Origin of the sequence: Snodgrassella sp. ESL0324, assembly GCF_013344955.1 — a bacterium.
Lineage (GTDB): Bacteria > Pseudomonadota > Gammaproteobacteria > Burkholderiales > Neisseriaceae > Snodgrassella > Snodgrassella alvi.
Map to the genome: position 1 here is coordinate 247,897 of NZ_JAAEDS010000014.1, position 15,269 is coordinate 263,165.

The window sequence follows — 15,269 nt, forward strand, 5'->3', positions numbered from 1 at the left end:
TTTTCAATACATCCGCTGCCAGTATTTTATTTGCAATAGCAGCAGAGATATCTGTGTTTTTTATTTTATAAGTAATTGTGTATCCTGTAACTGAATTAGCCGAAGCCACTGATGATATTGAAGCATTACTATCAATAGTAGCCGTACCATATTTACCGTTCTGACTTTCAAAAGAATTGGTTCCCGAATCAATGCATGTATTATTTTGCAGATTCTCAAAAATTTATAATTTCAAAACTCTAGCCATACTCGAAGCCTCACTAGCTTGCGTTCTGGCTATATAATTTTTATAAGCAAGAAACACTATAGCCGCCAGTACCCCGATTACAGCAATAACAATCATAAATTTAATCAAAGTAAAGCCTTTTCTCAATAAAAGTATTTTCATTGTCCGACCAAATCAGATATTTAAGGAAATGAAAACAACTTACATACTATTTTTTTGAAAATGAAATGTATTTTTTGAAAGAATATTAAATCTGAATTATCCAAAATTTTGTATTCAGACTCATTTAAATTCAACAATGATGCTGCGGCTGATTAAATAACCAAAGCTTTAGGCAGGTATTTCTGTTCTATAGTACCGTTATTGAGTTTTAATGTTCCGTTCCTCAGTACATCCAATTCCAGATATTTATTCACCAGAACAAATGAAGCATTCTGCGAATATACCGTATATCGAATAGAACAGCCTGTTCTGGCAGTAGCCGAATGCTGAGCATTCACGACAGGAAATTCTGTCGTAATCTCTGCAATTCCGTATTTTCCTTTATAACTATACTCTGATGGATTTTGTGCCCGGCATTTTTGGTTCTGTAAACTATCTAAAACCTGCGCTTTCAGGCTTCCTGCCAGATCTGCTGCTTCAGCAAGCTGAGCTTTTGCACTGTAATCCATATAAGTAGGCACGGCAATGGCAGTCAGTATCCCTATTATTGCTATAGCAATCATTATTTCAATTAATGTAAAACCCTTGTGATTTAAGCTCATGATGATTTTGTGTGTTTAAATTTGATTGATTGTCCGACTAACTTGCAAATGTAATATTTATTATTATATTTGATTATTCAATACAAAAATTTATTTATTTTGATTAAAAAATCAGATATATACTTTCATTTCATAATAAATTGATTTATTTGTATATTTTTAATAAATTTTTTGACAAAATTTTTAAATTAAGTTTTTTATTATTAATAGTCAGACAATAATATCCGAAATATCCGACGTATATAATTGTAAATCAGATTACTTTGTCCAGACTTACTTAATCTGGAAAATTACAGATAATATTCCTGCATATACGCCCATACTGCTGCAAGCATAACCATCTGACTGGCCAGATTTCCGGTACCGGCTTCAGAATTAATATAATCAATCTGTTGCCGGGCTGCCCATACTGATAATGAACCATCATCACGAACAGTTTGATTATTCTGTAAAACGACATTGAAACTCCGACCGGACAAAAACTCAAAGGCTCGCTGACTAGTAACATAGAAAAAATCATGAGGATCTTTATCGGGGCTGACCGCTACCTGACTCATCCCTTGCGCCATTGAGCCACCAGGCACATAGTTTCGTATAGATAATCCACTTGGATGATTGTTATGCAAAGCAACAATCAATTTAGCGTGAATCATATACTGATTCAGAAAACTGTCGACCTCTTGAGTTAACTCTTCTCTTGCCTGAGCACAATTACCGCGCAGACATTTTAATGCGTTCTTCCGACCGGTTTCAGTAAAAATTCTATTTGGATCAAATTGATAATTTACATCATTTGTTTGTATCCTGATTTCCCGGCTGCCACCATGGCGAAAATCCAGCAGACAGCCCTGCTGAATCTGGTTTAATACCATCAATGCGGTCTGACGCGCTGTTTCCTCATTATCATGTACATGCACCCAAACAATATGTTGCCATGGTTTACCCGTACAAGTCTGAGTCACCGGCAATATTTTTACTTGTCCGGTTGTATTAAAGGAATTTGAAACAGAATCTTCTGCTTGCGCAGGTAATACACCTGTAATCAATAACAATAAAAAAATATACTGAAAAATATAAAAAGTTGATTTTCTCATTTGGCTGATTATTTTCTGTTTTAATCTCAATTCTTTGTATGTATTTTTATTTTGATAAAGATATGCCTGTCAGAATTACATTTTCTGCTGAATATCCAGCCTGAAAACAAAATTCTCTGTTAATTTCTTTCAAATAAATTAATTTCTTAATTTATCAATATACATTTCTCATCATCTCACTGAATAGATTATTTGCCAAATGTGTCAAATTTTGTCACATTAAACTGAATTATGTAAGTACCGATAGTTATTATACTGATTAAGTATGAATTTGTATTTTTGTTTAATCAGTATGGTTTTAGTTGAAAATAATAATAGTATTCATTATTATTCGCAGATTTATCAATTTTTCTCTTTTCGTAGCTCAATAGTATGTCTGATCACCCTTTTCCTTCTTTTAAACTGGCATTGATTCCGTTCATTCTTTTTACCGGCAGCACTGTTTATGCTCAGGATAATACAGCAAAGCTGGACGATATTTACGTCACCGCCGAACAGCAGGTTAAACAGTCTCTCGGTGTTTCTAAACTTGATAGTCAGGATATTGAACGCAAAACACCAATCAATGATATTTCTGAGCTGGTGCGTACAATGCCCGGTGTCAATCTGACCGGTAATACTGCTTCCGGTCAGCATGGCAATAAACGCCAGATTGATATTCGCGGAATGGGTCCGGAAAATACCTTAATACTGATTGACGGCCGGCCGGTTACTTCGCGCAACAGTGCACGCATGAGCTGGCGCGGTGAGCGTGACACCATTGGCGACAGCAATTGGGTACCGGCAGCAGAGATTCAATCAATTGAAGTTATTCGCGGACCGGCTGCCGCACGCTATGGTTCTGGTGCAGCTGGCGGTGTAGTGAACATTGTGACAAAAAAAGTCAGTAATGAGTTTCACGGTTCTATTAATGCGTTTATGAATTTGCCGGCAGATAAAGAAGAAGGCGATACACATCGTATCGGCTTTGATTTGTCCGGTCCGGTTATTAAAGATGTACTCGGCTTCCGCATATATGGCAATCTGAACAGTACTGATGCGGATTCACCATTCATTAATCAGAGTTCGAATGATAAAGGCAGCAAATCGCTGGCTGCCGGACAGGAAGGTCTGATTAATAAAGATATTGGCGGACGGCTGGCATGGCGCCTGTCTCCGGCACAAACTCTGACACTGGATACTACCTACAGCCGGCAGGGCAATCGTTATAACGGTGATGGTCCCAATAATGTACAGACTGATTACACCCAAAGTTTATATGGTAAGGAAACCCGCCGAGTATACCGCCAGAGTTTTGCACTGACTCATGAAGGTGTATGGGACTGGGGCGACAGCAAGCTGGTAGCACAATACGATAAAACTACCAACAGCCACTGCTCTGAAGCGCTGTCAGGTGGTCCTGAAGGCTTGTGTCAGGATTTGGGCAGCAAAGATATTACTTATAAAGACAGTACACTGACAACAAAACGTCTGACGGGTGAAATACACTTTCCGTTTACATTAGGTGTGTCCCACGTGCTGACTATGGGTGCAGAATATCAGCACGATAAACTGGATGATCCGGATGGTCTGCGCCGTATACCTCTTCTCGGAGCAGTTTATCCGGCTCCGGCCAACCACACACCGTCACTAAGCAGCTGGGCCGGCTATGTGGAAGACAATATCAGCCTGACCGACTATTTAAAACTGGTACCAATGCTGCGCTATGATCACAATAATAAAACGGGCGGCAATGTCAGCCCCGGAGTTAATCTGTCATGGCAGCTTCATCCGAACTGGCTGATTAAAGGCGGAATAGCACGTGCCTACAAAGTTCCGAATCTGTACCAGAGTACAGACAGTTATATGCTGTACAGCAAAGGCAATGGTTGTGCCACCTCTTCCGGAAGCGGCCGTGGCTGCTATCTGATAGGTAACAGTAATCTCAAACCGGAAACCAGTATTAATAAAGAATTGGGTTTTGAATTTAATAAAAACGGTTATCTGGCTTCTCTGGCTTATTTCCGCAATGATTACAAAAATAAGATTGAAGCCGGCCGGCAGATTATATTCACAGATAGTACAGGCACCAATTCACGCTCAGGCGGATATGACTATTTTGAATGGACCAATACCCGCAAAGCGCTGGTAGAAGGGCTGGAAGGCAATTTAACCCTGCCGTTTTCAAGTAAATGGAAATGGGTAAACAATTTTACTTATATGTTTAACTCCAAAAATAAGGAAACCGGCAATCCTTTATCTATCATCCCTAAATATACGATTAATTCGTCTCTGGCCTGGAATCCTGCTGAAAAATGGGACACATTACTTACCTATACTTATTATGGTCGCCAGAAACCGCGCACAGTACCGGTAAATCCTGTTGAGGCAGGTATCGGTAACGGAGGAAAAGGAACTACCGGTTTGAGCGGAGAAGAAATCGGCAGTTATGGTATCTGGGGTATTTCCGCCGGCTACGCTGTAAATAAAAATATTAATATCAGAGCCGGAATGTCAAATATATTCAATAAACGTATCTACGCCTCTACACTGCGCGGCACTGCGTATACATACAATGAACGCGGCAGAGCAGTATGGGGCAGTATGAAAGTTTCTTTCTGATGCTTTCTGCGAACAGGCTGCCATTCGGGCAGCCTGTTTTTTATAAGCAAATTATTTTTCACCGTGACTTATCAATCAATTTCAGTTACCATCATAAATAGTAATGATTATTGTTTACACATAATGAGCAACTTTATTAAGTAAACAAACAAAGGTTATTCAATCTGACTGTACTTTAACCAAACCACCTGATCCGGCAATATTTTTAACTGGTATTCGATTAATTTTACCATGCAGAAACAAAATCTTACCACACACCCGTCCTGTTGTCTCCATATGTTCTGTAACACCAATCAACTGACGGAAAGATTAAATATGCGCCAGATTATTATTTTTCTTTTATTGTTTTTTACGGCCTTAATCTTGCACAACACAGCCAAAGCTCAGCCTAATCTGAATGAACCAGCTAATTTTTCTGCATTAAAGCAATCAGACAGCGGCTATCTGTTTAATAAGCTTGCGTTTACTTCTGCAGACGGACAGCGTCATTACCGGGTTTATATAGCAGCTCCCGACTGTAAAGTTCCTGCAGGGGGTTTTCCTGCTTTCTATATTCTGGACGGAAATGCTGCACTGGATTTTCTTACGCCTGAAAATATGCAGGCACTGTCCGCACAGCCTCAGCCTCCGGTGCTGGTACTGATTGGCTATGCCACAGATAAACGCTTTGATGCGCAGGCACGGGCCTACGATTACACCATTGCGCCGGACAATGACAATACCGATCCTCTTGATTCAACCAGAATAAACGGCGGGGCTGATATATTTCTGGATTTAATTCAGAATGAAATTATGCCGGCAGTAAATCAACAGGTTCGGATTAATCCCAATGCACAAACTCTGTGGGGGCACTCTTACGGCGGGCTGATGGTTATGCATACTTTGTTTACTCAGCCTAATCTTTTTCAGCACTATATTGCTGCCGATCCGTCCGCCTGGTTACACGGCGATCTGTTACAGCAGGAAGCTGAAACCATGCTTAAACGTCAGGTGGCTTTTTCCGGCAGCAGTCTGTGGGTTTTCAGTAGTAAACTCAAAGCCGGTAAATTACCAAAAAATCCTCAGGCGGCCGCACGTATCCGTATACGCAATGAGCATACAGCCAGATATGCCGGTCTGATTAACAAACTCATTAACGAATTACAGCAAAAAACTGATTTAACTATCAGATATGAGCATTATCCGCAGGAAAATCATGGCAGCCTGTTTGGCAAAAGCCTGCAACAGGCATTATTTTACCCAGTAATCAGGCAATAAAATGAATAAACGTTCTCCACATCAGGCTTATCTGACACGCGTTCAGGATATTATCGATCTGAGCCCGAATTTACGCCGGCTGGTTTTGCATAGTCCGGAGCTGACCGATTATCCGCATCAGTACAATGGTGCGCATATCAAAATATTTCTGGCACCGGATGGTCAGATAACACCGCAATTACCCCAGTTTTCCGGTCATGGTTTTAACTGGACTGAGCCGGATAATAAACCGATAGTGCGTACCTATACCATTCGCAATTATGATGCACAGTCGTGTACGGTAAGTATCGATTTTGTCAAACACGGAGACACCGGACCTGCTTCATCTTTTGCCGAGCATGCTCAGGCTGGAGATATTCTTGGAATCTCTTCTCCCGGCGGGCCGAATCCGATGCTGAAAACAGCGTCACGCTATTTATTTGCCGGTGATATCACAGCTCTTCCGGCAATTGAATCTCTGCTAACAGATATTGCCGCTGATGCGAGCGGTGACGTTGTGCTGTTATTACCGCAGGCAGAAGATCTGCCAGCATCGCTCCCGTTACCAGAAAAAATGCATCTGCATACCTTTTTCGGTGATTTGAGCCAGATTCCTGCTGTAGTAGAGCATATAAGTAATTCTGCCCCGTTGAATGATGATGACTTTGCCTGGGTTGCCGGTGAAGCAGCACTGGTTAAGCCACTGCGTGAATTGCTGCGTACACAATGGCAATTACCGCCTCAGCGCCATTATGCCGTCCCCTACTGGCGTCAGGGAGAAAATGAAGAAAGTTATCATGAAGCACGGCACAGATTTATTGATAAATAAACACCTGCTCAAGAAAATTAACTTTAGCCTTGTTCAGGCGGTATAATTAATGCAAACGATAATGATAGGAAATACTAAAAAATGATTAAATCTTGCTGGAAACCTCTTGCTTTGTCTGTTTTAACTTTGTCTCTGCTTTCTGCCTGTGGCGAAAAAACCAATGAGAATCACACTGCCAGTAATGCTTCGTCTGCTGCTGCAACTGCTGTTAACGGACCAACAGTGACAATAAATACTGCCCGCGGAGAAATAACCGTACCGGAGAATCCGTCTAAAGTTGTGGTGTTTGATATGGCTACACTGGATGATTTACAGGCATTGAAAGTGCCGGTTATCGGTGCCCCGAAAAAAGTGCTGGTACCGTATCTGCAGCAAACTCTGGAAACGGTAAACAATACCGGTACTTTATTTGAACCGGATATGGAAGCACTTAATGCGCTGAAACCACAGCTTATTATTATCGCTGGTCGTACTGCTCCGAAATATGATGAACTCGCTGCCCTTGCTCCCACTATCGATATGTCTGACAGCGGACAGGATTTAATTGGCGATGGCATGAAAATGCTTGATAGCTACGGTAAGCTGTTTAAGAAAGAAGCAGAAGCAAAAAAATTGCATGATGATATACAGAATCTGCTTAATGAAACCCAGCAGGCAGCCAAAGGCAAAGGCACTGGTCTGATTCTGATGGTTAATGCCGGCAAACTTTCAGCATTTGGTTCTTCCTCTCGCTTTGGCTGGATTCATACTCAGGTTGGCGTACCGGCTGCAGATACCAGCATTCCGGCTTCTCCGCATGGTCAGTCTGTCTCTTTCGAATACGTGCAGAAAATCAATCCGGACTGGTTATTCGTTATTGACCGTACTGCTGCCATCGGCGAAGAAGGTAAAACCGCTCAGGCTGTACTGAATAATGATCTGGTACGTCAGTCTAAAGCATGGAAAGAAGGTCACGTTATTTATCTGAGCAGCGCATCCTATCTGGCCGCAGGCGGTGTACAGCAAATGAAAACTGATCTGACCAATATTAAAGCGGCAATGTCACACTAAGCCGGAGTTTTATTCACGATAATCAGGTTTCGCTATGCTGCATAAATATGCAGCATTAGCGCAAACCTGTTGTCTGTAATTTTTCTGTCATATGCTTCGTTCTTCTCAGATTAATGCAATCAATTTTTTGCTGTTACCTATTTTACTGATTATCAGCATTAGTATTGGTGCAGCTTCTTTTCATTGGGGTGATCTGTTTATAAGCAGCGATACCCGTTCTTTGCTTTTGTATAGCCGTCTACCCCGCTCTCTGGCGATTATTCTCACCGGAGCCACACTGGCCGTAGCGGGTATGGTGTTACAGATAGTATTGCGCAATCGTTTTCTGGAACCGAGTATGGTTGGTGCTACCCAAAGTGCAGCACTTGGGGTATTACTGGTCTCCATCTGGTTGCCGCAGGCCAGTCAGCTGACCAAAATGAGCTGCGCCAGTCTGGCTGCTTTGCTGGGGATGACGCTGTTTTTATTTTTATTTCGGCGTCTACCTGCACACCGGCAACTGATGATTCCGCTAATCGGCATAATTTATGGCAGTATTATTGAAGCACTGGTGAATTTTATCGGCGTGGAAACCAATACTCTGCAATTGCTGGCGGTGTGGTTTGCCGGTGATTTTTCTGCAGTACTCGCCGGACGCTACGAATTGCTGTGGATTACCGGCCTGATGACATTAGTTATTTATTTTCTGGCTGACCGGCTTACCATTGCCGGACTGGGACAGAATATCAGTACCAGTCTCGGTATCAACTATACACAAATGATGTGGATTTCCCTGATTACCGTGGCCATGATTACTGCTATTGTTGTGGTAACAGTCGGACAGATTCCTTTTATCGGACTGGTAGTGCCTAATATTATTTCCCGGCTGGCAGGTGACCGTTTACGTCAGAATCTGCCCGCAGTTGCACTCCTGGGTGCCAACGCTCTGCTGATCTGTGACATTATCGGCCGCACTATCGACCCGCCTTATGAAATACCGGTGTCTCTGATTTTCGGTATCGTCGGAACCGTGATTTTCCTGTATTTGCTGTTTAGAAAGCCTTCTGTACATGCAGTTTAATTCCACCATGCCGTCACATCGCTCCGGTGCACGTTTTTTCGGTGTGCTCGGTATTCTGTTAATTATTGCCAGTATTCTGTTTATGACGTATGGCGTTAAAGGAAGCTGGGATTTTGTGTTGCAACTGCGCGGTAAAAAGCTGCTGATGCTGCTTACTGTTGCCTACGCAGTTGGTGTATCCACTTTACTTTTCCAGACTCTGACCCATAACCCTATTCTTACACCGGGATTACTTGGCTACGATTCGCTTTATCTGTTGCTGCAAACCATTACTTTGTTTGTATTCGGTGCAGTAGGATTCACCAGTATGAGTGTGCTGAGCAAATTTGTTATCGAAGCACCAATAATGATGGTTGCCTCGCTCCTGCTGTTTCGTACTTTAACCCGGAACAGTAACGGTGATTTGGCCCGACTGATACTCACTGGTATGATTTTCGGAGTCATGTTTCGTAGTTTCAATAGTCTGCTGCAACGCCTGATTGACCCTACTCTGTTTACGGTTGCTCAAACCAGCTATTTTGCTCAGTTTACCTCCGTGAATGTCACCATGCTGATTATCGGCATGAGTATCATGCTGTTCAGTACAGTCTGGATCTGGCGGATGCGCTATCAGCTCGATGTTCTTATGCTCGGACGTAATGCCTCTATAACACTGGGTATTAACTATGTACGGCTGAGCCACAGCATTTTGTTATGGATTGCTCTGCTGGTTTCAGTTTCCACTGCATTGGTCGGTCCGGTCAGTTTTTTCGGTTTACTGATATGTGCACTGGTTAATACCTGCACCCCCGATATGAAACATCAACTGCGGCTGCCGGCAGCATTTCTGGTTGCGGCACTGGTATTGGTCAGCGGCCAGCTGATATTTGAGCAGCTGCTTGGTATGCAGGGCGTACTGAGTGCGGTTATTGAATTTTGCGGCGGCATTGTGTTTCTGTGGCTGGTATTAAAACGCAAACGCTAGGCTGCAACAGTAGCTTTTTTATCATCACCATTTTTTGCACCGATTTAACCTGACAGCATTATGATTACCATAAAAAATGTTAACCACCACATCAACGGTACACCCATTCTCCGCGATATTAATCTTGATATTCCGGATAAAAGTATTACTGCGCTGATTGGTCCCAATGGTGCAGGTAAATCTACACTATTCTCGCTGATTGCCCGCCTGCAACCTTTACAGGAAGGCAATATCCATATTGATGACCTTGAAGTCAGCCACAGCAAATCAACTGCCATAGCCAAAAAATTGGCTATATTGTCGCAAGAGAACAACATACAGAGCCGTATTACCGTACGTGATTTATTACTGTTTGGCCGCTATCCGCATAATCAGGGACGCGTCACAGCAGAAGACCAGCAAATTGTTGATCAGGCTTTACAGCGCTTTGAGCTGGAACCATTGCAACAGCGTTATCTTAGTGCACTTTCCGGCGGACAGCGCCAGCGCGCACTGGTAGCCATGACTTTCTGCCAGCAAACCAAACATGTTATTCTTGATGAACCGCTTAACAATCTGGATATGTATCATGCACGTGAGCTGATGCGTTTATTACACCAGCTGACCAGCGAACAGGGTCTGGCTACCATTATGGTGGTTCACGACATCAACATGGCAGCAGCCTATGCTGATCATATTGTTGCTCTTAAAGACGGGCAGATTGTTATGCAAGGTACACCAGAAGATATTATTACTGCAGATCATATTCAAACCATATTTAATCTGGATACAGAAGTTGTCAGCCATAAAGGGAAACCTCTTGTTATCCATCACTTCTAGCAGGCTTTATTATGCAAAACAATAATACCCCCGGTTCACGCAAAATGACGGGGCTGATTACTGCCATGATTGCTTTGTTTGTCGTACTGGCTGCATGGTTTATCTGGCTGTTTTTGGGAGATGATGCAGCCGTACGGATGTCAATGGCACGGATTATGCTCATTTTTATGGGGCTGGTATGTACTTTTCTGTTTGGCGTATTTATTATGATTGGCGCGAAAATCTGGCGCCGGCAACACACACATCACTAAAAACGCATAGATTCAAGGCCAAAAGCCAAACTGAAAGTTACGCTAATCCGCATAACTTAGTACCAGCGTATTTATTAAAATAATTTTTCTGCTGCTTTCCGGCCCAGACTTAATAATTATTCCGCATAGCAATTAAAAATCTGTATTCTTATTATCTTGTTGTTCATTTATATCTTGATCTGATTCTAAGAAATAAATCTGCCATGGAATGCCTGTAAAAAAGCAGTTTTGGCAGATTTGGTATAATACACATACTACTAATTTTCCGGCAATCTCTGTGCCATGTCTGTATACGAACTAAACCAAATCCTGAGTAAAGACCGCTATTACCTGTATCGAGCCAGTAAAAATCCTGCCCGTTTCGGTGGCGAGGAAAAAGTAAACAGCCGTTACCAGCGCTCTCATCAGGCTTATCTGCAACGTCTGGCCGGACTGCCTGTACCCGAATATGATAACACTTTGCCCGTGCATGAAAGACGCGAAGAAATCAAGCAGGCAATCAGTCAGCATCAGGTCGTTATCGTTTGTGGTGAAACCGGTTCCGGTAAAACCACCCAGTTACCGAAAATCTGTCTTGAGCTTGGCCGTGGTGTAGCCGGACTGATCGGTCACACTCAGCCAAGGCGGCTGGCCGCACGCTCAGTAGCTGAACGAATTGCTGAAGAACTGCATAGCCGGATCGGACAGCATGTCGGCTATAAAGTGCGTTTCAATGATAAAACCGCGCCGGAAAGCTACATCAAGCTGATGACTGACGGCATTTTGCTGGCAGAAAGCCAGACCGACCGCTTTCTCAGTGCTTACGATACCATCATCATTGATGAAGCGCATGAACGCAGCCTGAACATTGATTTCCTGCTTGGTTATCTCAAACAACTGCTGCCACGGCGCCCGGACCTGAAAGTCATCATTACCTCAGCTACGATTGATGCCGAACGTTTTAGTAAACATTTCACACAAAACGGTGTAGCAGCACCGGTGATTGAAGTATCCGGACGTACCTATCCGGTAGAAGTACGTTACCGTCCGCTGCACACCACAGATGCAGACGAAGCTGAAATAGAAATCAATGATGCCATCGTCGATGCCGCAGATGAGCTGGCACGAGAAGGTGAAGGTGATATCCTGATTTTTCTGCCGGGTGAAAGAGAAATTCGCGAAGCAGCACATGCATTACAGCAATCACCTTTGCGTCGCAATGATGAGATTCTGCCTCTATTTGCACGCCTGTCAGCAGCCGAACAGCATAAAATCTTTCATCCCAATGGTCGTCAGCGGCGTATCGTACTGGCTACCAATGTTGCCGAAACCTCACTCACCGTACCCGGTATCCGCTATGTTATCGATACCGGACTGGCACGGGTAAAGCGCTATTCAGCCCGGGCTAAAGTCGAACAACTGCATATCGAACCTATCAGTCAGGCTGCGGCTCATCAGCGCGCCGGCCGTTGCGGTCGCGTTGCCGCCGGTATCTGTATACGCCTCTACAGCGAGCAGGATTTTAATCAGCGCCCTGCCTTTACAGATCCGGAAATTATCCGCAGTAATCTGGCGGCTGTAATCCTGCGCATGATCAGCCTGAAACTTGGCGATGTTAGTGCATTCCCCTTTCTCGAAGCACCTGACCAGCGCTATATCAATGACGGCTATCAGGTATTGCTCGAACTGGGCGCAGTAAATGAACATAATCAGCTAAGCAAACTTGGTGAGCAAATGGCACGTCTGCCAGTAGACCCGCGTATCAGCCGCATGCTGCTGGCGGGGAAACGCTTGCAATGCGTTGCCGAAATGCTGGTTATTGTGGCTGCGCTGTCGATTCAGGATCCGCGTGAACGACCAATGGAAGCTCGTGAAGCTGCTGCCAAAGCACATGAACGTTTTAACGATAAGCAGTCGGATTTTCTCGCCTATCTGAATATCTGGGATTCTTATCAGCGCGAACGTGACAAAGGGTTATCCAATCGTCAGATGGTGCAGTGGTGTCATCAATATTTCCTTTCTCATCTGCGTATGCGCGAATGGCGCGAGCTACATCACCAGCTGACACAAATTGCCATAGATATGGAACTTACCGATAAGGCGGGTGCTTACCGGCAATTACCGGACAATCATCCCCAGCCAGCCATAACTGACAATAGTGATCAGGATTTATCCGCAAAACTCAAACAGCAGCAAATCGTCCGCCGGCAGCAGCGTCATCAACGGCAACAGGTAAAAGAAGCCAGCTACGAACAAATTCACCGAGCTCTGCTGACCGGACTAATAGCCAATGTCGGACTGAAAAGCCCCGAAGGCCACGACTATACCGGTGCGCGAGGAATTCATTTTCACCTTTTTCCGGCATCAGCTCTGTTTAAAAGTAAGCCTAAATGGATTATTGCTGCTGAGCTAACCGAAACCTCACGACTATATGCCCGTGATGTCGGCAAGATTGAACCGGAATGGATTGAAAGCGAAGTACCTCATCTTCTGCGCTATCATTATTTTGAACCCCACTGGGAACAGAAACGCGGTGAAGTGGTGGCCAGTGAACGCATTACTCTTTATGGTCTCACTGTTTTGCCCCGCCGCCCGGTCGCCTATGGGCGCATCAATGCCAAAGAAGCACGAGAAATCTTTATTCGCAGTGCACTGGTAGCGCAGGAATGCGATCTTAAAGCAGCTTTTTTCCGGCATAACCATCAACTGATCGAAGAAATCACCGAACTGGAACATAAATCACGCCGGCAGGATGTACTGGTAGATGAAGAAGCACTGTTCAGTTTCTACGACCAGCGTCTGCCGGCAAATGTAGAAAACAAAGGCCGTATTCTACCGCTGGCCGATATCCGTACCTTTGAAATGTGGCGTAAACAAGCTGAGGCAGAAAATCCGAAACTATTGTATCTGAGCCGTGACGACCTGATGCAACATGCAGCCAGTAATGTTACTGAAAGCCAGTTTCCGGAATATCTTGATACTACAGATGGTCGCTGTGCGCTCAGCTACCGTTTCGAACCCCATCATCCATTTGACGGTGTCACTATAGCTGTGCCACTGCCACTGCTTAACCGCATCAATGCATCCAGACTGGAATGGCTGGTTCCCGGCATGATTCGAGAAAAGCTGCAGTTACTGATAAAAGCCTTACCCAAACAAATTCGCCGTATCTGCGTGCCTGTACCTGATTTCATCACTACATTTCTCAGCAGTCATCCTGATATCAATGCGCCTTTACTGCCTCAGCTGGCACAGGCCATTGCCCGTCAGGCCGGAGACATGCGTCTGCTTAACCAGATAGACGTCGAACACTGGCAAACCCAGCAACTGCCGGCACATTGTTATTTCAATATTCAGGTGATTGATGACAGCGGCACAGAGCTGGCCAGCGGTCGTGATCTTATCAGCCTGCAACAACAGCTCGGACAGGCAGCTGCAGTTACTTTCCGTGACAACAGTAATGAGTTTGAGCGAGATAACATTACCAGCTGGGATATAGGTAAACTACCGGAAAGTATCAAATTTGCCCGTGCTCAGCAACAGCTTACCGGCTATCTCGGCCTGCAACTGCAAAAAAACGGCAGTATTTCCCTGAGGCTGTTTGATACAGCGGCGGCTGCCGAACAGGCACACCGCAGCGGCGTACTTGCTCTGATGAGTCTGCAACTGAAAGAACAGGTTAAAGACCTGAATAAAGGTCTGCCCGACTTCACTCAAATCGCCATGCTGCTTAAACACCTGGGTACTGATACTTTGCGTGAAGACCTGACTCATGCCGTTCTGGATCGGGCGTTGATAGGTGAAGATGAACTGCCGCGTGATGAAAAAGCTTTTAAAGAACAGATAAAACGTGCCCGCAGCCGTTTACCGGCAGTTAAAGAAGCTGTTAATCAATATGCCCTGCAAACAGCGCAGGCTTATACTGAAGTCAGCAGCCATCTGGGTAAACACCCGTTAACCCCGCTTCTGCGTGAGCATCTGAACAGTCTGGTTTATCCGGGTTTTGCCAGTGCCACACCATGGCAGCAGTGGCCGCGTCTGCCGGTTTATCTGCAAGCCATGCTCAGGCGTATGGATAAATACGGCAGTAATCCGGCACGTGATAATGCACGGGAAAACGACATTCAGGAACTTACTGATACCTGGCAAAAAAAAGTACAGCAATACCGGCAACAAAATCAGCCGGTACCTGCTGCCATTGCCGAATTCCGGTGGATGCTGGAAGAACTGCGCGTCTCCCTGTTTGCTCAGGAGCTGAAAACACCCTATCCGGTTTCAGCAAAACGTCTGAGCAAAGAATGGGATAAACGCACAGCTATTTTATAAATGTATTCAATAAAACAGCTCTGTTCAGAAAAACAGAGCTGTTATCCCGTCCGTTTTACCGGCAGTTATG

The 15,269-nt window shown here is 44.3% G+C and carries 12 protein-coding genes; 9 read left to right on the plus strand and 3 right to left on the minus strand.

From position 1 onward, the window contains the following. Window positions 1-223 precede the first annotated feature (223 nt). The 3 genes from GYY70_RS08120 to GYY70_RS08130 all read right to left on the minus strand — a co-directional run bounded on the left by GYY70_RS08120 (window position 224) and on the right by GYY70_RS08130 (window position 2,042). Window positions 224-388 (minus strand): prepilin-type N-terminal cleavage/methylation domain-containing protein, encoded by a 165-nt coding sequence (locus tag GYY70_RS08120; RefSeq protein WP_037391138.1) that lies wholly within the window; start codon window positions 386-388, stop codon window positions 224-226. Between the two features lie 152 nt (window positions 389-540). Continuing rightward, window positions 541-990, minus strand: a complete 450-nt coding sequence (locus GYY70_RS08125) for a pilin (RefSeq protein WP_174832016.1) — start codon at window positions 988-990, stop codon at window positions 541-543. 290 nt (window positions 991-1,280) lie between these two features. Continuing rightward, window positions 1,281-2,042 carry a hypothetical protein gene (locus GYY70_RS08130; RefSeq protein ID WP_174832017.1) on the minus strand — a complete coding sequence of 254 codons (762 nt, stop codon included), beginning with the start codon at window positions 2,040-2,042 and terminating at the stop codon, window positions 1,281-1,283. Between the two features lie 414 nt (window positions 2,043-2,456). Here GYY70_RS08130 and GYY70_RS08135 point away from each other — a divergent pair, with 414 nt between their 5' ends. The 9 genes from GYY70_RS08135 (at window position 2,457) to hrpA (ending at window position 15,199) form a co-directional block, all read left to right on the plus strand. Further along, a complete protein-coding gene (locus tag GYY70_RS08135) occupies window positions 2,457-4,685 on the plus strand; it encodes a FepA family TonB-dependent siderophore receptor (protein ID WP_174832018.1) in 2,229 nt (742 codons plus the stop codon). 315 nt (window positions 4,686-5,000) lie between these two features. Next, on the plus strand, window positions 5,001-5,942 hold the full coding sequence (locus GYY70_RS08140; protein ID WP_174832019.1) for an alpha/beta hydrolase: 942 nt from the start codon (window positions 5,001-5,003) through the stop codon (window positions 5,940-5,942). Between the two features lies 1 nt (window position 5,943). Next, complete coding sequence (locus GYY70_RS08145; RefSeq protein ID WP_174832020.1) at window positions 5,944-6,750, plus strand: siderophore-interacting protein; 807 nt, start codon at window positions 5,944-5,946, stop codon at window positions 6,748-6,750. Window positions 6,751-6,831: 81 nt separating this feature from the next. Next, the gene (locus tag GYY70_RS08150; RefSeq protein WP_025331122.1) at window positions 6,832-7,800 is read left to right on the plus strand and encodes a siderophore ABC transporter substrate-binding protein; all 969 of its coding nucleotides are present in this window, start codon (window positions 6,832-6,834) and stop codon (window positions 7,798-7,800) included. Window positions 7,801-7,891: 91 nt separating this feature from the next. Then, window positions 7,892-8,860 (plus strand): ABC transporter permease, encoded by a 969-nt coding sequence (locus GYY70_RS08155; RefSeq protein ID WP_174832021.1) that lies wholly within the window; start codon window positions 7,892-7,894, stop codon window positions 8,858-8,860. 7 nt (window positions 8,861-8,867) lie between these two features. After that, window positions 8,868-9,824, plus strand: a complete 957-nt coding sequence (locus tag GYY70_RS08160; RefSeq protein WP_174832189.1) for an iron chelate uptake ABC transporter family permease subunit — start codon at window positions 8,868-8,870, stop codon at window positions 9,822-9,824. Window positions 9,825-9,884: 60 nt separating this feature from the next. Then, window positions 9,885-10,643: an ABC transporter ATP-binding protein gene (locus GYY70_RS08165; protein ID WP_174832022.1), complete on the plus strand. Its 759-nt coding sequence runs from the start codon at window positions 9,885-9,887 to the stop codon at window positions 10,641-10,643. Window positions 10,644-10,654: 11 nt separating this feature from the next. Next, the gene (locus GYY70_RS08170; RefSeq protein WP_078475161.1) at window positions 10,655-10,894 is read left to right on the plus strand and encodes a hypothetical protein; all 240 of its coding nucleotides are present in this window, start codon (window positions 10,655-10,657) and stop codon (window positions 10,892-10,894) included. A gap of 282 nt (window positions 10,895-11,176) precedes the next feature. Beyond that, complete coding sequence (gene hrpA, locus GYY70_RS08175; RefSeq protein ID WP_174832023.1) at window positions 11,177-15,199, plus strand: ATP-dependent RNA helicase HrpA; 4,023 nt, start codon at window positions 11,177-11,179, stop codon at window positions 15,197-15,199. Window positions 15,200-15,269 lie beyond the last annotated feature (70 nt).